The 19,414-nt window shown below is 68.2% G+C and carries 24 protein-coding genes; all 24 read right to left on the minus strand.

Going from position 1 to position 19,414, the window contains the following annotated elements; translation table 11 throughout:
- Positions 1-35 precede the first annotated feature (35 nt).
- The 24 genes from ACFYW8_RS10675 to ACFYW8_RS10790 all read right to left on the minus strand — a co-directional run bounded on the left by ACFYW8_RS10675 (position 36) and on the right by ACFYW8_RS10790 (position 19,413).
- Positions 36-1,148 carry an N-6 DNA methylase gene (locus ACFYW8_RS10675; RefSeq protein ID WP_389070430.1) on the minus strand — a complete coding sequence of 371 codons (1,113 nt, stop codon included), beginning with the start codon at positions 1,146-1,148 and terminating at the stop codon, positions 36-38.
- Positions 1,149-1,233: 85 nt separating this feature from the next.
- A complete protein-coding gene (locus ACFYW8_RS10680; protein ID WP_389070433.1) occupies positions 1,234-2,112 on the minus strand; it encodes a hypothetical protein in 879 nt (292 codons plus the stop codon).
- 135 nt (positions 2,113-2,247) lie between these two features.
- Positions 2,248-2,670, minus strand: a complete 423-nt coding sequence (locus ACFYW8_RS10685; RefSeq protein WP_389070438.1) for a hypothetical protein — start codon at positions 2,668-2,670, stop codon at positions 2,248-2,250.
- A gap of 20 nt (positions 2,671-2,690) precedes the next feature.
- Positions 2,691-3,062 (minus strand): hypothetical protein, encoded by a 372-nt coding sequence (locus tag ACFYW8_RS10690; RefSeq protein ID WP_389070443.1) that lies wholly within the window; start codon positions 3,060-3,062, stop codon positions 2,691-2,693.
- Between the two features lie 80 nt (positions 3,063-3,142).
- A complete protein-coding gene (locus tag ACFYW8_RS10695; protein WP_389070448.1) occupies positions 3,143-3,433 on the minus strand; it encodes a hypothetical protein in 291 nt (96 codons plus the stop codon).
- A gap of 244 nt (positions 3,434-3,677) precedes the next feature.
- Positions 3,678-4,127: a hypothetical protein gene (locus tag ACFYW8_RS10700; protein ID WP_389070451.1), complete on the minus strand. Its 450-nt coding sequence runs from the start codon at positions 4,125-4,127 to the stop codon at positions 3,678-3,680.
- Between the two features lie 260 nt (positions 4,128-4,387).
- Complete coding sequence (locus tag ACFYW8_RS10705) at positions 4,388-4,897, minus strand: hypothetical protein (RefSeq protein ID WP_389070456.1); 510 nt, start codon at positions 4,895-4,897, stop codon at positions 4,388-4,390.
- A 63-nt stretch (positions 4,898-4,960) separates the two neighbouring features.
- Positions 4,961-5,419 (minus strand): hypothetical protein, encoded by a 459-nt coding sequence (locus ACFYW8_RS10710; protein WP_389070461.1) that lies wholly within the window; start codon positions 5,417-5,419, stop codon positions 4,961-4,963.
- The gene (locus ACFYW8_RS10715; protein WP_389070465.1) at positions 5,416-6,960 is read right to left on the minus strand and encodes a DNA cytosine methyltransferase; all 1,545 of its coding nucleotides are present in this window, start codon (positions 6,958-6,960) and stop codon (positions 5,416-5,418) included. Before ACFYW8_RS10715 ends, ACFYW8_RS10710 begins: the two co-directional genes overlap by 4 nt.
- A 74-nt stretch (positions 6,961-7,034) precedes the next feature.
- Positions 7,035-7,706, minus strand: a complete 672-nt coding sequence (locus ACFYW8_RS10720; protein ID WP_389070469.1) for a hypothetical protein — start codon at positions 7,704-7,706, stop codon at positions 7,035-7,037.
- A gap of 93 nt (positions 7,707-7,799) precedes the next feature.
- A complete protein-coding gene (locus tag ACFYW8_RS10725; RefSeq protein WP_389070473.1) occupies positions 7,800-8,390 on the minus strand; it encodes a hypothetical protein in 591 nt (196 codons plus the stop codon).
- Between the two features lie 78 nt (positions 8,391-8,468).
- Positions 8,469-8,936, minus strand: coding sequence for a hypothetical protein (locus ACFYW8_RS10730; protein ID WP_389070477.1), 468 nt, complete (start codon positions 8,934-8,936; stop codon positions 8,469-8,471).
- Between the two features lie 79 nt (positions 8,937-9,015).
- Positions 9,016-9,921 (minus strand): hypothetical protein, encoded by a 906-nt coding sequence (locus ACFYW8_RS10735; protein ID WP_389070482.1) that lies wholly within the window; start codon positions 9,919-9,921, stop codon positions 9,016-9,018.
- A 63-nt stretch (positions 9,922-9,984) separates the two neighbouring features.
- Positions 9,985-11,121 carry a hypothetical protein gene (locus ACFYW8_RS10740; protein WP_389070487.1) on the minus strand — a complete coding sequence of 379 codons (1,137 nt, stop codon included), beginning with the start codon at positions 11,119-11,121 and terminating at the stop codon, positions 9,985-9,987.
- A 59-nt stretch (positions 11,122-11,180) separates the two neighbouring features.
- Complete coding sequence (locus tag ACFYW8_RS10745; protein WP_389070492.1) at positions 11,181-12,356, minus strand: AAA family ATPase; 1,176 nt, start codon at positions 12,354-12,356, stop codon at positions 11,181-11,183.
- 27 nt (positions 12,357-12,383) lie between these two features.
- Positions 12,384-12,734, minus strand: a complete 351-nt coding sequence (locus tag ACFYW8_RS10750; RefSeq protein ID WP_389070496.1) for a hypothetical protein — start codon at positions 12,732-12,734, stop codon at positions 12,384-12,386.
- A 232-nt stretch (positions 12,735-12,966) separates the two neighbouring features.
- On the minus strand, positions 12,967-13,524 hold the full coding sequence (locus tag ACFYW8_RS10755; protein ID WP_389070499.1) for a hypothetical protein: 558 nt from the start codon (positions 13,522-13,524) through the stop codon (positions 12,967-12,969).
- A gap of 147 nt (positions 13,525-13,671) precedes the next feature.
- A complete protein-coding gene (locus ACFYW8_RS10760; protein ID WP_355213445.1) occupies positions 13,672-13,917 on the minus strand; it encodes a hypothetical protein in 246 nt (81 codons plus the stop codon).
- Between the two features lie 2 nt (positions 13,918-13,919).
- Complete coding sequence (locus ACFYW8_RS10765) at positions 13,920-14,138, minus strand: hypothetical protein (RefSeq protein ID WP_389070504.1); 219 nt, start codon at positions 14,136-14,138, stop codon at positions 13,920-13,922.
- 7 nt (positions 14,139-14,145) lie between these two features.
- Positions 14,146-15,009, minus strand: a complete 864-nt coding sequence (locus ACFYW8_RS10770) for a glycoside hydrolase family 25 protein (protein WP_389070509.1) — start codon at positions 15,007-15,009, stop codon at positions 14,146-14,148.
- A gap of 68 nt (positions 15,010-15,077) precedes the next feature.
- A complete protein-coding gene (locus ACFYW8_RS10775) occupies positions 15,078-15,437 on the minus strand; it encodes a hypothetical protein (RefSeq protein WP_389070512.1) in 360 nt (119 codons plus the stop codon).
- Between the two features lie 66 nt (positions 15,438-15,503).
- Entirely contained in the window at positions 15,504-15,800 is a 297-nt protein-coding gene (locus ACFYW8_RS10780) for a hypothetical protein (RefSeq protein WP_389070514.1), read from the minus strand.
- Between the two features lie 31 nt (positions 15,801-15,831).
- On the minus strand, positions 15,832-18,318 hold the full coding sequence (locus ACFYW8_RS10785) for a hypothetical protein (RefSeq protein ID WP_389070518.1): 2,487 nt from the start codon (positions 18,316-18,318) through the stop codon (positions 15,832-15,834).
- Positions 18,319-18,324: 6 nt separating this feature from the next.
- On the minus strand, positions 18,325-19,413 hold the full coding sequence (locus ACFYW8_RS10790) for a hypothetical protein (RefSeq protein ID WP_389070521.1): 1,089 nt from the start codon (positions 19,411-19,413) through the stop codon (positions 18,325-18,327).
- Position 19,414: the final 1 nt, after the last annotated feature.

Genomic DNA, 19,414 nt, shown 5'->3' on the forward strand with positions numbered 1-19,414 from the left:
TTGCGGGGCAAGAATTTTTCCAGGAAGATCCCAGGTCAGACAGCCTTTAAGCCAAAGAGCCGATCAGTGAGCGTTATCGCTTCAAGTACCGCTTGGGCGACCGCGATGCGGCCGAGGATCTCGTCCCGCTCCTCGAACTGGCCCCTCCGCTCCCGCCGGGCCTGCTCCTGCAGATCGCCATGCGCGAGGGTGTCGCCGCAAGCGATCACCACGTTCGGGCCCAGGCCCCACACGATCGCATTGACGGCCGCGCCAGCTGCAGCGAGCGGTTCAAGTTCGTTCAGCGCCCACTCATAGTCGGCCGGGTCCGCCAGCAGGTGGCGCAGTCGCTGCGCCAGGGCACGGAACATGCCGCCCGTGCCGCCAGCCGGCTCGTGGAACCGGGCGCCCTTCTCGGGCGCCTCGGTGCAGGTCACAGCGGCCATCAGGTCACACACCTCGGAGGGAGTGTGGTACTCGCCCAGGCCCTGGCGGGCGCCCTGCGAGCGCAGCGAGGTGATCGTCCAGGACATCACGTCGGTGTCCGAGCGGTTGGAAGGGTCGGGGTCGCCGGTCAGCTGCAGAATGCCGTAACGCAGCGCCGTCTCGGTCACCCGGCGCACCGCGTACGCCTTCTCCTCCACACCGTCCTCGGTCAGCCAGCGCATCAACGGGGCCATGCGGACTCCAAGGTCAGGGCGGTGGAGCCATGTACGCCCGTAAATTTCACGGTATCCCTGCAAAAGCTCCCAGTCGCTGCAGTTACTGATGATGCGGGCGACGTCCTCGTTGTGGCCCTTGACGGGGAACAGCGCCAGGGCGCCGACGATGCTGACGGGGATGTCAATGCGGTAGCCACTCCAATTGGAGGCGTGCCAGGTGTCCGCGACAGCTTCGCCAAGGCGCTGTCCGGTATCGCGCGGGTTACCGACCAGCAGCGGCGCGAATCGGCGCAGTGAGGGAATGAGGGTCTGGACGGACGGCAGTTCGACGCAAGAATCGGCGAACAGGGCGCCGGTGTCGTCGTCGGCTGCGACGACCCGGCTGGGCACGGACGGCAGTCGAGGCGCCGAGGGGACTACGACCGGGCGAGGCGACTTGGGACGGGCAACGAAGGTCGCCGGAACCGGGGTTTCCTCGGCGGCCGCGAACAGGTCGAGCTGCTCCACGATTTACTCCTTCGGGGTGCGGGCATGAGGGCGCCCCGCCACCCGGGCCAGAAATCGGCAGGGCGACGGGGCGCTCAGGGACATGTCAGGCGATGGGATCCTGGCCGGCGTCCTCGCCGCCGTGCTCATCGATGAGCTGGCGAACGGCGTCCACCGGAACGTCGTAGAACAGGTGACCGTGATCAGGCTCGTCACCGCTAGTGAGCCCCAACTCCACGTCGTCCTGCAGCTGCCAGCCGTCGGCGTCGGGGGCGTCGAGGCCCTCGGCCAGGTAGACCTCTTCGAACTCGACGGCGCCAGGTTTGCCCTTGACGCTGAGGCCATTGGCGTCAGCCAGGAAGATCCGCTGCTCTTTGCCGTTGGTTCCGTTCGCCGCGAGATAGTCGAGGCGGGTACTCGTTACGGCACGGCGACTCCGATCCCCTTCTTCGATTGAATGGTGTGGCACATCTGGGCGGGGTGAGACAGCGCCAAGGGCGCCGTCCGCCTGTGCGGTGGCAACTTCCGGGCGAGGCAAGCCGCAGTCCTTGCAGCAGGCCTCGTGCCATGGCGTGTTGGAGCCGCAGGCACACGACCAGGTCACGTATTGCCAGGTCCACTCCCAGCTGCCGACGCCGTACAGGCCCTCATCGCTGGGCTGGATGATCTCGGTGTCCGACTCGCAATATTCGTCGACGTAGCACCGACGGATCGAGACGACGACCGTGCGGGGCTCGCCCTCGCGGCCAGCGTCGCCGTCGACTACGTGGATGGTGTCGACCCTGTCGTGACCCTGCTCCTCGGCCATCTCCTGGGTGCGGGCCGCGAGCTGGCGAACGGTGTCGAGGGTGAAGTACGGGGAGAGCGCGCCGTTCCACCGGTCCGCAGGGTCGAGCTTGGCGTCGTAGGGGCCGAGCGTGTCGTCGATGCAGACCCGGGTCTCGATCATGCGGGCGGGCTGATGTGGCTGATTGGCGTCGGGCACGGTGTTGCTCCTTTGGGTATGAAAGGGGCCGGGCGCCCGCAGTGCGGGGCCCGGCCGGGGTGACGATGTGGCACGGGCGTTCGAATGGTGTGGCACATCAGTCCGGCCGGACCCCGGTGGACTCGGCCGCGTCAGTCAGGTGGTGGTGCCGTAGCGCACCTTGAGGGCATCCATGACCTTCGGCAGGATCGCGTGCAGCTTCTCGGGAATGTCGGTGTAGTGACGCGAGTCGTCCAGCGCCCCCAGCAGGACAAGCGGCCCGCGCAGACAGTACGGCAGCTGTCTGACGTAGATGCCACTGACCAGCGACGTCGCGTACAGGTTCTCCAGCCCCCCGACGGCTTCGTCGGCGTTGACGATCACCGCCAGGCGGCGCGTGCCGTCGGGGCGGGCGTAGTGAGCGATCTCAGCCCGTCCGCCGATGTGCCTGCACAGCTCCCCCGCCAGGCCGTCGCCGGCGGGCAGTTGCACGTCGGCGAGGGTGCCGTCGACGTCGAGGCGAACGCCGCGAATGGTTTTGTTCATGGCTATCTCCCAGTCGGTGAAGAGGGCCGCCATCGCAGTGACCCCCGGGCGGGTCAGAACGGACGGAGCCGCAGGGCGAGTTCGGTGAAAACCTGGCGGCCGATGTGCACCGCGTGGCTGGCGGCGAACTCGTCCCGCTCGGCACGGGCGGCCATCTCCACGAAGCACTTCAGGAGCACGTCGGGCATGCAGCCGATCCACGTACGGAACTCCTGCCCGTACCCCGCCGCATGCCAGGTCACGGTCAAAACCTGGCCGACGGTGATCGCGGCCTGACCTGCAGCGTCAGCGGTGAGGCCGAAACGCTCCGCAAGCAGGGCCTGCAGGTGCGGGCCTTCAAGGACATCGGCGAAACGTTCGGTCACCTGGCCGGTCATGAGGGTGTAGGGAGCTGCGAGAAGGTCGGTGCGTCCGATGCTGTTCATGGCTTCCTCCAAGAGGCCGTGGTCCTGCAGGGACAGCGCCAGCCGCCCGCCATCAGGTGGGCGGCTGGCGCAGGGCAAGGTCAGGCGAACCAGATCTCCTGGTACGACTCCAGCTGCTCCAGGGCGAACGTAAAGTCCTGCGCGCGGGTCAGGACAAAGCTGGTTGCGTCGATCGGACCGCGCTCGGGGTGGATGACCTGGAAAGTGATCTTGACCTCGTCGCACCCGGGCCGAGAGGTGATCTTCAGGATGGCCGGGTCGTTGGCGTAGCGGACGTACAGGCTGTCGCCGACGAGGGCGGGGACAGCATCTTCGGCTTTGCCGAGGTTGGTGGCGAACTGGTCCAGCAGGGTGATCACGGGCTCCTCCAAGAGGCCGATCGTCGTTGCGAAGCACCGCCCGGCCCTGCACCTTGCAGCCGCGTCCCGCGCGGCGCACTTTCTTGGCGTCTTCGACACCGGGCGACCCCTCTTCCTGTTCCTCTTATTCTACGTGCACTTCTGATGTGGGGCAAGAAACTTTTTCGCGTTTCACCTGGTCAGGGCCGTTCCTTGCATGGTTGATGGAAGCCGCGCCCGCGAGGGGGCCGCTGCGGGCGCGGGCCAGCTGCCGGGGCTAGTACGGGTGCTGGGCGGGCGTCTCGCTGTTGGCAGTCCGCTCCTCCAGGGCAACTCGGGTCAGGTCGGAGACGCCGGCGATCAGCGCCTTCAGGAAGTGCTCGTAACCTTGGGAACCCGCGGATGCCGCCGCCTGGTGAAGGGCCTGGCAGGTCAACAGGTCGCCATTGACGTAGGCGGTGATGAATCGCAGTGAGAAGTTGCGTGCCGGGTGCTGAGGACCTTCGGCCGGGTCGGGTGCGGCCAGCGCCCACAGGAGCTGCGGGCTCGGATGCCCGTACAACCGGATGAGGGCCTGTCGCGCAGCTTCAGCGAGGGCGCAGCAGACGCCGTACATCTCGCGGCCGTCTGTGGCCGCGGCAATGTCGCTCCTCGCTGGCGCGACCTGGCTGAAGTCACCGTTGGCGTCGCGCAGTAGGACGGGCTGGGTGCAGCTGGGAGTGTCCATGGTGGCCTGTGCTCCTTCACGAGTAGTGGTGGGGCCGCGCCCGCAGGGGTGATCACCGTGGGCGCGGCCCGGTTCGGGGGTCTGTCAGGTGCGGGGCTTGGGCAGATGGCCGACGTGCCAGCCGCCGCAGGTGCGGTTGCGACACGAGTAGGCGGCCAAGCGCACGGCGCCCTTGACTATCAGCCGGTCGCAGTGCTCCATAGCTTCTTTGCGGGTTTCGTGGCGGCGCTTGCCGGTGCAGGCGCGGCTCTTGGTTCGGATCACCGCGCGGCTGCCGGGACGGTGTCGGGTTTCCCGCACCCGAGGCAATGCGGTTGCGGCTGCTGTGAGTTGCCGGGATCGACGACGCCCACAATCAGGTCGCCGCAGACGGCCCAGGAACCGTCCTTGGCATGGTCCCGTTTGTGGACGTCGCCTTCGGTGCTGGTGCGCCACACCCACTCGTCGCGCTGCATCAGACAGGTGACCTCGACGGGGGTGTGGCCGACGTGTCCGGTGGCGGTGTGGGACAGCTCGCCGGGGCGGCTGGTGGGCCGGGGGGCGCCGAACTCGGTGGCGCCGATGGCGTGCACCCACTGCTGGAACATGCCGTCGCCGGGGTAGTACAGGAACACGCGCAGGCCGAGTGGGTCGTCGCCGGTGGCGACGCCGAGGTGGTCAATCTCGATGCTGTCGGCGGTCAGGCCGGGGTGGGAGCTGGCCAGGACGGCACCGGCGATCATGGGCTGCAGGCTCTGGCGCAGGGGGCGCGGGGTGGCGGGATGGGGCATGGTCCTCTCCAATGCGGGATGGTCGGGCCTGCCCGCCCCGATCCAGGGCGGGCAGGCGAGGGGTCAAGTGGTGGCGAATTCGAACTGCAGTTGCCCGGGCCCGTTGGCCTTGGCTCTGGCGTTGGCCTCCGCCTCCTCCTTGCGGCGCGCGGTCATCTCGCGGACCGCTTGGCGGCAGGAGAGGCAGGGACTTTCGCCGTGGCGGGTGTGGTCCTTGGCTCCGGCCTCGGTGCCGCAGGAGGCGCGCAGTTTCGGCTCGGCCAGCTCCTCGTCGCTGACGTCGTCGAGGGCGTCGATGACGTCGCCGTTGCACCACAGGCGTCCGCCGGCGATGCCGTCGAACTTGGCCTGGGCCGGTTTGACGGTGGCGATGCACAGGGCCCGGAACGGGCACGGCCCGCAGGTGGGGAGCTGGGGCCCGCACAGTCGTTTGAGGTCGGCTCTCGTTTTCCAGTCGTCCTCCGTGACGGTGAAACCGTCACGGAGGTGGCAGGGCGCGCGAAGGGCCCACCCGCCAGTCACAGGCCCGCTTTGATGCACTCGCCGATATGCCGGGCCACGTTGACTGACACGGCGTTCCCGGCCTGCATGGTCTGCTCGGCCTGGGTGCCGATGCAGATGAACCGCTTGTGGAACCGCTGGGCTTCCAGCTGCTCGCGGGGTTTGAGCATCCGGAAGTAGCAGCCCTCCACCGCGGGCGCGGTGTTCAGGAGTGCGGCCGAGTCGCGGGTGGACAGCGTGTGAACGGGCTCGGCGGTCGTCTTGACGGTGGCCTTGCGGTAGGGGATGACGAGGGTGTTGCGCAGCCCTGGCGGGACGGCCCCGCCGGGGACGACCAGGCCGTGATGGTTGCCCTGGGCGGTCACGCTGGTGATCGGCTCGGTGGCCAGCGCCGGGTTGGCGTTCTGCCGGTAAGTGATCACGAACGGCTCTGGGTCGACCGTGACCAGGGCCTCGCTCTCGCGGGTCAGCCGAGCACGCATCGGCTCGGCGATGTCGCTGCACGCGGTGTTCCAGCTGCCGCCGGTCGGCACGAGCAGCGCGTCGCCCTGCTTGATGGTGCGGGTGGAAAACGGCCGCTCGGCCACCGCGTATGCCCGGTCAGTGCCGTCCTTGCCGTGGTTGACGGTGATGGAGGACGGCTGATGGGGGAATTTGGCCAGGCCAGCGCGGATGCGGTCCATAGTGGTTTCCACCAACGGTTTCTTGCGGTCGCCGATGCGCTGGCCGAGGTCGTCCCAGTTGATGACGGAAGCGGCCGGGCGCACGTACGGCTCGACCTCGGCGTGACGGCAGCGCCTGTTGGGGCAGCGGTAGCTGTAGTCGCGCCTGTACTTGCCGACACGAACGCTGAGGTCGAAAAACACCTGCTTCGCGTGGACGTCTTTGCCGCACTCGAAGCAGAACGCCAGTGGGCGGGGCTGCAGGTCTGGCTTGGGCATGCCCTTGAGGCGGAAGACGATGTAAATGCGGTCCCGCCACTGCGGGGCGCGCAGGTTGTCATCGTCGCCGATGTGTGCGGAGGTGGCGCTAAGGATCTGCGGTGCCTCGTAGCCCTGCTCCCTCATGGCCTTGACCCAGGACTTGAAGTTGATCCAGTACAGGGCGAATTCGACGACGTTTTCGATCACGACGTACGGGAACCGCTTGGCCTCGCAGGCCCGCACGACGCACCAGGCTGTAGCCCGGGTCCTCTCGAACGCTTCCGGAGTAAGCGCCTTCCAGTCCTCCGCCTCGTCGTCGTCGAGGTGTTCGAGGACGTCGAACAGGTCGAGCTGATCGGTGGGGTGAATAAGGCCGCCGGCCGGACTGACCTCGGTGCAGATGATCGATGCCCACAGCAGCAGGGCGGGGGGCAGGAACCTCATCGGGTAGCCGGTGACGTCGGCGGTCAGGTGTTCGATGGTGGGGTGGTTGGCGGCGTGGGAGTCCATGGCGGTCTGCCAGTGGTTCATGGCGAGTTTGCCGCGCCATCCGGCCTCCACCAGGCCGGAGGAGGACCCGCCGGCCCCGGCGAGCAGGTCGTTGAACGTCGGTTCGATGTCGCGGGGAAGAGTGGTCAACAAGGTGTGGGCTCCAAGAAGTCGGGCGGCCCGGCCCCGCATCTTGCGGGGCCGGGCAGGTCGGGCGGGTGGAGTCAGACGAGGAGCAGGCGGGTGACGAAGACGAGCAGCACCGCGTCACGGCGCTGCCATACCGTCAGGGGCCATTCGGTGCCGCCCTGTTCGTGGACCTTCTTCCAGTCGCCTTCCTCGAGGAGGTGGGTCTGCCAGCCGTACTGCTTGACCGTCTCGGAGTGGCTGGCGAAGGGGCCGCTGATGACCTGGCTTTGGGAGGCGTGCTGGGAGTTGACGCCGGTGACGGCGACGGCGAACCGGTGGGCGGAGGCCATCAGGATTTCGCCGATCTTGGTTCCGGCCGTCTGCGTGTCCACGTCGGGCAGGGACTTCAGGTAGAGGGCCACCGCGGCGAGCAGCGAGATGATGTCGGCGTGGAGCCCCTCGTGTTCGCCGCCGTCGGTGGAGTCGAAGACGAGGGCGTCGAAGTTGGGGTTGTCGCGGTGGCTGCGCGTGATGCGCCAGCCGGTGACCTGCTCCAGGCGGTCGGGGAGCGCGTCGTCGTCGGCGATGACCAGGTACGTGCCGTCGGGCAGGTCGACGTTGATGACGGTCTGGCCGCCGCAGGTCTCGATGTCGCAGGCAAGTCCGACCACGCGTAGCGGTGTGGTGACCGGCTCGTACTGCTGCCACAGTGCCTGCCACTCGGGGCGGCTGACACGACCGTGGTCGGGAAGGGGCGCGATATTCATGCGATCTCCAAGAGGTGGTTCGAACGGTACAGAGTTGTGGCACATTTCGAAACAGGGTGGCGGAACGTATTCCGCCACCCCGTTCTCAACGCCTCACGGTTTTGGCGTCGCCTGAGCTCCGCAACCCATGTGGCACGCAAGACCGTTCACATGGGACGGCCAGCAGGTGCAGTGCCCGCAGCGGACCGGGACGGCAACCGCCACCATGACCGGGCGGGCGTCGGCCCAGCTGAACCAGGCCCGCAGGTACTCCGATTCGGCTGCGACTTGGGCAGCGCGCAGCCGCTCGGCCTCCTCGACCTCCTCGACCTCGATCGTGATCCAGTTGGCGTGCGCATCGAGGATGTCGGCCACGCGCCGGGCTTCCTCGGCGATCCGGCGGGCCTGATGGACGGCGTGGCGGTCGCGCGTGCGGCCGAGGTGGAACTTGGCACCGCCGAGCTCGGCGAGCAGCTGGTCCGCGAGTTGGTCTCTGGCGTGCTCTCCGAAGCCGAGGCCGTCCAGGTGCGCTTCGGCGCGGGCTTGGTCGTCGCGGTCGGCGATGTCCGCGAACAGGGCACCGGTACCGACGGGGTCCTCGCGCCAGGCGCGGGCGAGGGCGATCAGGACGGGGGTGACTTGCTGGGCGGAGTCAAGGACGAGACCCTTCGGGTGTTCGGGGCGCAGGGTGGGCAGGTGTCCCATTCGGTCCCTCCAAGAGGCGATGTGGGTGTGGTGGTGCGGCAAATCTGCCGGGCGAGTGGCTGGGCTGGCGTCGGCCGGTCAGGCCGTACGAGCGGGCTGGACGGCGAGAGGGAAACCAAGCTCGGCGGCAATCCGCCCGGCGAGGTCGGCGCTGGCCGTGTAGCGGCCGTCCTTGTGCTCACTGGCGGGGATCTTCAGGGCGTGAAACTCGCCGTGTGCTTGGGTGACGGCGAACGGCCAGGCCTCATCGAGAATCCCGATGACCTGCTCGGGCTCGACGACCAGGACGTCACCGTCGCGGATGTCGGCGCGACATTGGGTCGCGTCGTACGCCTCGCTGGTGTCGGCGAATCGGTGGACGGTCGGGCCAGTGGCCGGGTCCTCGACGGTGACGACGCCCCCAGCGGTCAGGGTCGTAATGCTCAGCGGCACGCCGAACGACGAGACCTCGGCGATGGTCTTGCCTTCTTCGTACGTGACCTGAAGCTTCCAACTCCCGTCCGGAACGGTGGCGGTTACTACCTCTGCAGTCGACTGCTCGCTCACGCGGTTCTCCTTGCGGTATCGGAAGGAGAGGGCCAATCCCTCTCCCACTCCTCTTATTCTAGCTGCATTCAGATGGGGGTCAAGATTGATTTTTTTCGGACGCGTTCCCGTTGCGGGTCTTCTCCCTCCCCTGGCGGGCCAACTGACGGGCCAACAGCCGGGCTGCCTCGACGTCCTCGGGCCGTTCCTGCCTCACCCGCCGCGCCTCGTCGAGGTCCGCCTGGAACCCACGCAGCCACCCTTGCTCCGTCTCCCGATCTGCCTCCGCCCGCTCACGCTCCTGCGCCGCGCGAGCGGCGCGAGGGTTCGTGCCGCAGGCACGGCAATTCGCAGCAGCGACAGGATGCTTGGGGCAGCCACCGCGCTCCCCTGCGGCGACAGCCGCGGGGGTAGGGGGGGAAGGAAGGACAAAGGAAGAAGAAGGAAGAGAAGGGGTTCCACCGGTGGAACCCACTGGGTTCCATGGGTGCAACCCACTGGGTTCCACGGGTGGAACCCTGCCCTCGCCCCCATCAGGGTTCCACCCGTGGAACCCTGCCCCCTTCACACCTTCGCCTGCGGCCAACGCCCGCGCGTCGATGTCCTCGTGCGTCATCGCGGGCTTGGACGGCGCCGCTCGGCGAATCCCGGTGCGAGCCTTGCGCGGGTTCTTCGGCGCCGCGTCGGCCGCCGCGAAGCGGGCGTCCAAGTCGTCATTGGACGGGATCGGCGGCACGCCCATCGGGAACACCCGATACACCGCGCGGCGGCCCGCCTTGCCTGTCTCCACGCGCTCTATGAGGCCCTTGGCGACCAGCTCGGTGACGATGGTCGTGCACCGCTTCTCACCGACGCCGACCCACGCCCGCAGTCTGCGTAAGCCCGGCCTGGACAGCCGTGTCTCATCGTCGGCCGAGTCGCAGATCTTCATCAGGGCCAGCTTCTGCCCCTGGGTCACCACGTCCTCAGGCAGGTAGGCGGCAACGACCATCAGGTGAATGGACAACGGAAGATTCCCTCCACGGCCATGCCGCCGCGCGGCCCGACGGGGCGCGCGGCGGCGGTCCGATCAGGCCTTGAAGGGCCGCACGATGATGGTCCTGGGCGTGGTCTTGGCGGTCCGCTTCTCCGGAACAGCCAGGCCCGCTTCCTTTAAGGTGGCGACCATCCGCCCCTCGTCGGGCACCATCGGCACCGGGATGCCGGCATCTTCGAGGAGGTCGACCATGGCTTCCACGTCGATGGCCCACGTTGGATTCCCGCCGCCCCACGCCAGCTCGTTGGCGCCGTATGCGCCCGCCGGGGAGGTGTCGATCTTCGCGCGGGCGAGCTTCTTGATCCGCTTGCCCTCGGTCTCCAGCGTGTGACCGTGCACGTAGTCGGCGAGCGTCTGAGTACGGTCGGCGTCGTTGCGGATGAGGATGGTCTGCACGGGCGTGCCGGGCTGCTCGGGCAGACCCCAGCAGGCCGTCATGAACGGGCAGTGGTCACAGATGGCGTCCAGGCCGGGCCCGTCGAAGTCCCGGCGCCCCTCCTCGGGGGTGCGCAGCTCCCGTACGCGCTGCACCCACCAGCGGGCGCGGGTGGCCTCCGTCGGGTCGAAGTCGAACTCCTCGATGTGCTCTTCGCCGTTGTCGCGGTTGACGAATCGGAAGCGGATCCGTGCCACCTCCAACGGGCCGAACTTGGCCAGGTACCGCTGCCCGCGCACGTCTTCGAAGCCAGCCGTACGCAGCAGGTCGGCGTACAGGTACACCTGCCGCAGCTCGGCCTCGCTGGGCCCGTAGCGGCGCACCTTGTCCCACAGAAACGTCGACTTCGTCTTGATGTCCTCGACCGTCACCCCGCCGACGGCTGCAACCTTCGGACGGTGGCGGACGGGGAGGCAGGCTGCGGTCGCCTCGTCGAGCTGTACGACGTCTATATGGCCTTTGATCGTATCGTCGGCGACGGCGCGCTCCACCAGCCAGCCGTACTCGCTGCGCGCCGCGCCGAGCAGGCCCTCATGGATGTACGTGCCCAGAATGGCGGCACGCTTGTCGGAGTCGTTGGTCGGGGCAGTCCCGGCGACGATGTAGGCGGCGCGGCGCTCGCACACCGTGTCCGAAGCGCCGAGCTGCCGTTGCAGAGAACGCGGCCGTCTGGCGTCGACGTCGTGTGCGGCCGTCCACAGCGACGGTATGGATTCCACAGGCTGAGCAGTCATCAGGTACTCCAAGGGATGTGGCGCGGGCCAGGCCGTTGGGGTCCGGCCCGCGGGGCAGGTCAGCGTTGGGCGCTGGTCGTCTTGGCGGTGGCACGCTTGGCGGGGGCGCGCTTGGCGGGGGCCTTGCGGACGGGGCGCTTGTCCGGCTCGGCCTCATCGGCAGGCTCGTCGTCGCCCTCCTCGGCCCTGCGCTCGACGACGGCCCGCAGCCGGTCGGCGTCGCTGGCCGGGCCGTGGCCCATCTCCGTGGGCGGGTTCTCGACCTCTGCGACCTTCCGCTCGATCGCGGCGCGGATCGAGACGACCTCAGCGCGGATCAGGCCCGTGTCGTCCCCGGCCGCCTCCCACCACAGCTCGCGGAGCCTCTCGACGTCACGCAGTTCCACCACGTCGTGTTCGTCCAGCCACGCCTGCACGCGGTCGCCGACCAGAGCGGGCATCTGGCGGGGCTGCGACTCCACCGAGCAGCCGAGCCGGGTGAAGACCAGGTTCTCGATGGTGAAGTCGGGCAGGTCCAGCGGCTTGCCGTCCTCGACGCGCAGGCGCAGCGAGCGGGCCTTGATGACCTGCGGGGCCTGTCCCCGGCGCATCCGCACCCACACGGAGGCGTCGAACGCCAGGTCCTTCTGTGCCTGGACCTTCCACTCCTTCAGGGCGCGGCCGCGTCCGTCCGTGACGGGCTTGCCGTTGTCGTCGATGGCGGTGATCTGCTTGCCCCGGGCTGTGATGATGGCGATGCCGGGGAACGTCTGCAGCAGATGGATGATGTCCAGCCACCGCTCGGTGGCGTCGTTCCACAGGTTCATGCCGACGTCGATCGCGGCGTCCGGGTCCTCCTGCAGGGCCTTCGCGTTGCGGTTCCCGCGCCGTGCCCGTTCGTGGGTCCAGGTCTTGAGCATCCGCCACAGCGCGGTGCCCGAGTCGACGGACAGCACCACGGGCGGCTCGCCGGCGGCGGCGGCCCTGCGGGCTTCGAGGTACACGGCCCGGATTTGCTCCAGGATGTCGCGGTAGGTGCCGTCGTGGTCGATGATCGCGTAGTCGGCGCCGGGGATCGCCGCGTACTCGTCGGCGCTGCCCTCCGCCAGGTCGATCCAGTACATCTGGCCGATGCGGTCGGAGGCGGAGAACTCTGCGGCCGAGTAGGTCTTCCCGGCCCCCTCCTCCCCCTCCAGGAGGAGGAGGGGCCACGGCACGATGCCGGTCGGCTTGCGGGTCTTCAGTTTGATGCCCATCTGGGCTGCTCCAAGAGGTTGGTGGTCTCATGCGGCGCGCAGGGCCCTCGTCTCGAACAGCCGCGCCCACTCGGTGTGGCGTTCGATCAGGAGCCGCACGTACCGGCTGCGGAAGTTGTTGTTCAGGCGGAAGGCGTCGCCTTGGGTGGCCTGTCCGTAGCGCCAGCGCAGGAGCTCGAAGAGCATCCCGATGCCGACTCGGCGGAAGCCTTTGGCGATGCAGTCGGTGGTCAGTGCTTCCAGGTGCCGCAGCACCCACGGGTTGAGGGCGTGGAACGCCTCGAACCGCTGCTGGATGGACTGGCCGGGTTCGACGTCGGGCTGCTTGACGGACTGGATGTCGTCCAGGCCGGGCAGTTGCTGCTGATGAACGGGCACGAGACCCCCCATGAGCCATAGCACCATTCCAATGGTGTGGCACATCTTTCACGAAGGATCCGGCGCGATCAACCAGGATGCCGCCCCGAAACTCGCACCCGGCGGTCGGCGACCGGGCCACAGGCGCAACGCCTTGCATCGCTCCCCCAAAGATTAAGAGCGGCGCCATCACTCGATGGCGCCGCTCTTATTCTAGCTCCATCCAGGAGGGGAGTCGAGCTACTTTCGCAGGTCAGACGGCATTTGCGGCACGTCCACGCGGGGCAATCACAGAACCGGGGCCGTGGTAACGGCCCTGCCGTAGCGCCGCCTCGACCTGCGGCACGACCGCCCACACCACAGTGCGGGACCTCGCCTGGATCTCCGGCGCGGCCTTGATCAGTGTGTCAAGGAGCCACAGCGGCGAACCCGACAGCTGGTAATCCGCCGGCGCGAACCGGCCCTGCCTCACCACCGCCGACAGGTTCTGCTGACTGGACAGGCCGAAGAGCGCCGTCGCCTCCTGCAGACCCAGCAGCGGAGGCAGACCCTCCACGCTGCGCGCCCACTCCCCGGGCTCCTGCTCGGCCACGAGCCGCTGCAGCTCCGTCTCGTTCAGCGCCTTGGGCCGCGGCGTCATCTGCCCGAACCCGCGCACGAACGACAGCAGCCAATACGGCGACCCCGACACGATCACCGCACAGTCGTAGTCCAAAACACCTCGCGCCACCCACTGCGTGACCTGCGTCGGCTGCACCCCGTACAGGGCGGCGAACTCCTGCCTGCCGACCAGGAACGGCTTCTTCGCCACCACCGGGCTCCTCTCCTCACTGGACTGCCCTTAGATTCTAACTGGCGCGCTCAGGGACCCCGTCTTCAGCCGCTGTTAGGCTTGAGCCCTCCAAGAGGTCAAGGCTCCCACTGGGCAGTGGGAGCCTTGGTCGTTTCTCGGGCTGGGTCAGCCCTGAGGGTTCTGGTAGTCGGGCGGCGCCGCCCAGCCCAGCATCCACCCGAAGCGGCGGCTGAGGTGCAGCTCCGCCAGACGGAACACCGTGTAGTAGGCCATGGCGAACCCTGCTGTCATCAGCGACACCAGCTCGGGACCGTCCAGGTGCACGCCCAGGCGCAGCGCCTGGGTGATCAGCCAACCGGCGACGACCGGGCCAAAGGTCCGCACCACCGACAGCAGATAGTTGTAGAGCACTCTCACTCCCTTGATTGGCGGGCGAGCGCAGCGGTCGCCCAGAACATGGCCTCTTCGAGACGGAACATCGCCGCCTGCTTCTCCGCGCCAGCGGGCAGCTCCGCGTGCAGCATCAGCGCCAGCTCCAGGCACCCGGACCGAATGTCCTCGTGGGCCTGGCGACGCTCGGCGGTCTCGGCCGGATGGAACGTGAACCGCCGAATGACGTCTGCGGCATCCACCGGGTTCTCACTTACGGCCGTAGGCGAGGGCGAAGAGGAACGCCCAGCCGTGCGGCCCGATCGCCACGTCGTGCGGCTTGCCCTTGGCGCGGAACTGCGGGTGCGCGTCGAAGAAGCGGCCCACACCGGCCTGTGTGCGCGGGCCGTACGTGTCCGACAGGTCCGCTTCCTTGATGGGCAGGAACCCGGCGGCGCGCAGTGCCTTCTGCAGCGGCTTCGCCGACGGGCTGCTCTTGCCAGGCGCGAGCCGGGCCGGGAACGCCGGCGGAACGTACGCGGGCTTGGACGGTTTCGGCTTGGGCGTCGATCCGGTCCCGCCGGACGATGACCCGGCCCAGGCACGGAGTGCGGCCTTGTCCGTGAAGTTGCCAACGTTCGTGTCGATCGGGGTGCTGGTGTACTGGTGGAAGCGCCACGACGCCTTGATGCCGGGGTTGCCGGGCTTGCCGTTGTAGTGGGCGATCCACAGGCCGTCGCCCGCGAACGAGGTCGTCTCGCGGTTGGTCCAGAAGTCGTAGTTGCAGTAGAGGATCACCCGGTGGCTGGGCGCCTTCTTCTGGACGTACCTGATCCAGGCGTCCTTCTGGGCGCAACTCACCCCCGGGTCTTCCCAGTCGAGGGCGAGAATGTCGCCGGTGCGGAGTGTGATCTTCGACAGGAAGTAGTCGGCCTGCTTGGTCACGTCGCCAGGCCGGATGAAGTGGTAGAAGCCGGTGACCAGGTCGGCATCACGGGCGGTCTTGCGCTCCGCGACCCACTTCGGATTCGTGTAGGTGGTGCCCTCGGTGATCTTGATGAACGCGAAGTCGAATCCGCGAGTGCCATAGTCGGTCGCCTGGTACGAGGCGACGTCGATTCCTCTTACTGTCATCGGGCGCGTACTGCCTTCTCCCCCGCGCCTGATTCGATGATGTTGTTCTTCGTCGTGCGGCCCGCCTCCTACGGGCTGGCACCGCGCGACGCCTGCCACAGCTGGAGTGCGTAGACCACCAGCGGGGCGACGAACGCGGAGATGATCAGGCGGCGGTTTGTGGTCTGCTGAGCCTGGTCCTCTTCGCGCTGCCGCTGCGCGGCGGTGAGATCGCGCTCCAGGGTCTCCAGACGCTGGAGCACGGTCCGCTGGTCGGCCCGGTAGACGTCTTCTGTGACGACCTGGTCGAGGCGCCCGGCCAGTGCGGCAAGGTCTGCACGCAGGTCAACACGAAGTTGGGCGATCCCGCCGCGCTGGTCCTCACGCAACTGCGCCATGGCGCGGTGCAGCTCCCACAGGGTGGGCTCGGCACTCGGCGGCTGTGTCACCGCGCACTCCTCAACTCGGCGTGCCCCGCGCCTCCCAGGAGTCTACGGCTGCGACAAGACAGCCCGTCAGCCTGCAGGATGGATGTTCCCTGGGTTACGCCACGCCACAGCCACCGCCGACGGCATCGACGAGACAGCCTGCTCCCACGCTGCGGCCAGCGGGGGGACGGGCGAGGAGTCCGCCAGGGCTTGGCCGGTGTCCAGGATCTGCTGGAGCCACGGGTCGACCGGCGGGATCACCGCATTGTCCCAGTGGGTGTTGAAGTCGGCCATCGCCGCGTCGCTCTCGGCTGCGGCCCCGGTCGTGCCGCACTGGCCGCACGTCCACGAGTAACCGGAGGCGTCCGGACCGACAATCGTCACTTGGCGTGCCATCGTGTGGTCTTCTCCCTCGTCACAGGCTGTACATGAGGCCGCTGAACGACACCCACGGCGGATTGATCGTGGTGGTATTCGTGCCGATGATGCTGACCGAGCCGTCAGTGTTGAAGTCGACCTTGAGCGCCAGCGTGCTGGAGCCTGCGGCGGAGCACGCCGCCGAGAGCGAGCACTTCGAGGACGGACGGGCGGCCGTCGGCAGAGCGGAGGAGAACGGGGCGCCGCTGTTGGCGATGGCGCCGCTGCTGTAGGTGATGCTGAGGCCGCCGCGCCACTGCACGAAGTTCGTGCCCAGCACATTGATCACCCTGTACTGCACCGTGCCGTTGGAGTTGCCGTTACCGGTGTACCCGGTGGCCAGTGCCGGGGTCGTCCAGTCCTTGACCAGGTTGAAGATGACGCCTTGCCCGAGGTAGTCCCACAGAGGCAGTGCCACGTAGGTGGGGGAGGTCAGGTAGACCTTCTCCGCGTCGAACTCGATGATCTGCTTGCCCATCGCGTCCGTGCCCAGCAGCAGGCTGGCCGGCGGCGCCGAGCTGGTCACGAGCGACGATTTGGGGGCGGTGATGGCCAGCTGGGTGGCTGCATCGTTGACCTCGGACGTGATCAGACCGTCCGTGTCGCCGCTCTGGCCGCTCTTGAACCGGATAACGCCTGTGGGTACCCCGCCGATCGTCTCCTCGTCGAGGACGATCCGGTTGCCGCTGTTGGCGGTCTGCAGTGTTGCTCCGGTGATCGTCTGGCCGTCGATGGCCCCGGCCTTGATGTTGCTCGCGGTGATCCCGCCGGACTCGACGACCTCGATGGCATACATGTCGATCTCGACCGTGCCGGTTCCGCCCTGGTAGTTGGCGTACAGAAACGGCGTGATGTAGCGGACTTTTGAGTGCAGTTGGGCAGGCGCATTGGCGTTCGGGGCCGTTGTCCTGACCGGGGCGGCAGAGGTGCCCTTGAGATAGCCGTTGTACGTGACCCAGTCCGCGCCGACGACGAGGTCCTCGCTGTCGACCGCCACGTAGAACTGGCTGGACTTCGAGTTGTCCCCGACGTTGTTGACGAAGGTCACGCCGTCGCCCGCCAGGCCGGCCACTCCCGCGTACAGCGTCTGGCTTTGCCCGGGAGTCGAGTTGGCGACGGTCTGCCGTATGCGCAAACCGACCCGGTACGTCACCGACGGGTCGAAGGGGATCTTCACATCGGGCCGGTAGGCGCCCTGCACGTAGCCGACGCACCGCATGACGTTGCCGCCGGACTGCGAGTCCGGGACGGCGACTGTGGTCATCGTGCCGCCCAGGTTCTGCCACTTGGACGCCGCGTCGCCGAAGTCGTACCACTTCTGCCCCACCTGGCCAGCCAGGCCGACCGCCAGCCGGTCCACGGTGATCGTCCCGGCCTTGATAGCGGCAGCATCCAGGGTGCCGGTGACGATCGACCCGCCGTTGATGGTGGTGGTCTGTGGGATCTGCCCAGTGCCCATCTGGGTGGGCGGCAGGAGCACTTCGGAGCCGATCGAGCCGGTGACCGTGGTGGCGGCGCCTGCGGTCGTGGCGGTGGTCGCCGTGGTGGCGGCGGTGACCGTGCCGTTGACGTTGGCCCCCGAGATCACCAGGTTCGTCGCATCGATCTGCGTCGCCTTGATCTTCCCGACAGTGATCACGGTGGCGTCGATCGAGGAGATCACACCCGACGCTGCGGTGATCGTCCCGACGGCCAGCTGGTCGGCGGTGACCGTGTTGGCGACGAGCCGGTCGCCGGTGACGCTCAAGGCCTTGATCTGGGCGGCGGTGATGCTTGCGGCGACGAGCCGGTCGGCGGTGACCGTCCCGGCGGCGAGCACGAGGCCGTCGATCTCGCCTGCGACCAGCTTCGGCGTGGTGACCGCGCCGTCAGCCAGAGCAGTACCATCTACCGCCTCCGCCTCGATCTTGGCCCGCGTGACTGCTCCGTCGGCCAGCGACAGTTCGGTGATGACGCCGGCCAGCACCTCCTGCGCGACCACTGGGGACGGACCGGCCGGGCCCGCCGCGGCGGACGGTTCGGAGGCCTTGCCGGACGTCGATACGCACACAAGGCGCACCCACACCGGACCGCCTGCGGGCACGGTCATCGTCTGGCCCTGCGCCGAGTAGAACGCGGCGAACAAGGAGCCGCCGTCGGGGAAGTCTGCACTGGTGGAGAAGTGGACCTCCACACTGGCGAAGTCGGCCGGGGCCTGGCTGCCGTTGGTGAACTTCCCGTCCCAGGAGACGGCGACGCCCCCTCGGACGGAGGCGGTGGTGGGGGCGGTGGGGACGGGCGGGGTGGGTCCGTTGACAGCGGCCAACGCCACGGTGCCGTCCGGCTGTATGCCGATGCTGCCGCGCAGCAGGCCGCCGTCGTCGTAGACCGCGATGGAGCCGTTCTCGATCGAGGAGTTCGCCAGGCGGCTCGTACGCGACAGGTCACGCACCAGACGCTCCAGGGTGGCGATCCTCGCCGCGAGGACGGCGAGCGTGTCTGCCAAAGGGGTTCAGCCTCCGTAGATGAAGGAGTCGGCGGGCGCGAGACCCACGGTCATCCGCTCCTGCTGGTCCCCCTGCGCCGGCGTGAGCGTCCATCCGGTCACCCGCGCCCAACCGTCGTAGTCGGTCCACTCGTCGTGGACCTGCGTCCACACGTCGTCGCCGACCTGGAACGAGCCGAAGCGGGCGGCGGGGTGGTCGATGATGTCGACTTGTTCGATCGAGCCGCGGTTCTGACGGGCGATCCGTCCCGCGCGGGCCTTCGCCGCGAGCTGGTCCTGTCCTTTGACGGTGGGCAGATCGAGTACGTCCTCTAGGCGCAGCCGACCGTCCCGTACGGCATCGGTGGCGCGGCGCCTGGCCTGGCCCTCCCCCGATCCGAGAGCGACGACGACTTGCGCGTACGCGTCGCCGTCGTAGGTGACCGGTATCAGGTCGGCGATGTTCACACCGCTGGTGAACGACACGTCCGTGCGGCGGGTGCCCAGGCGGGGCCAGCCGAGACGGACGCGCCGCTCGGGCTGTCCACCCACCCACGCAACCTGCTCGGTCCACTCTGGGCCACCGAACACAGCAATGGCGTCGGCGACGATGTCGGCCAACGCGCGGGACTCCCACCAGGTGGACGCGTACGGCTCCTCCGGGGTGCCGATCGTCGCCTTCGAGGTGACGGAGTCGACGACCACACCCAGGCTGCCGTCCGGCTGCTCCTGGCAGTAGGCCCAGACGTCCCTGATCACCTTGCACGGATCGCCGTACGTGTAGGGGCCGCGACCGTCGAGGTTGCCGTGCAGGTCATGGCGCTTGGCCAGGTAGGAGCCGAACCCGGCAGCCTCGATCGGATACTTGCCACCCTCCGGCTCGGCCCGCCAGATCAGGCCGCCCCACATCAGCTTGGAGTCCCGTTCGGCGAAGATCAGCGTGTTGCCGGGGTCGACCATGCTGCCCAGGACATGCGCCAGATGCGGCTCCAGCGTGGCCTGCAGCCCACCGGGCCCGTTCAGTTCCGGACCGTAGGTGACATCGCTCAGCGGCAGATCCCACGCCAGGACGCTCCCGCTGACCGCATCGCAGGTCAGGTAGCGGTAGGAGTGCACC

The organism is Streptomyces sp. NPDC002742 (assembly GCF_042888885.1).
In the GTDB taxonomy this organism is placed as follows: domain Bacteria; phylum Actinomycetota; class Actinomycetes; order Streptomycetales; family Streptomycetaceae; genus Streptomyces.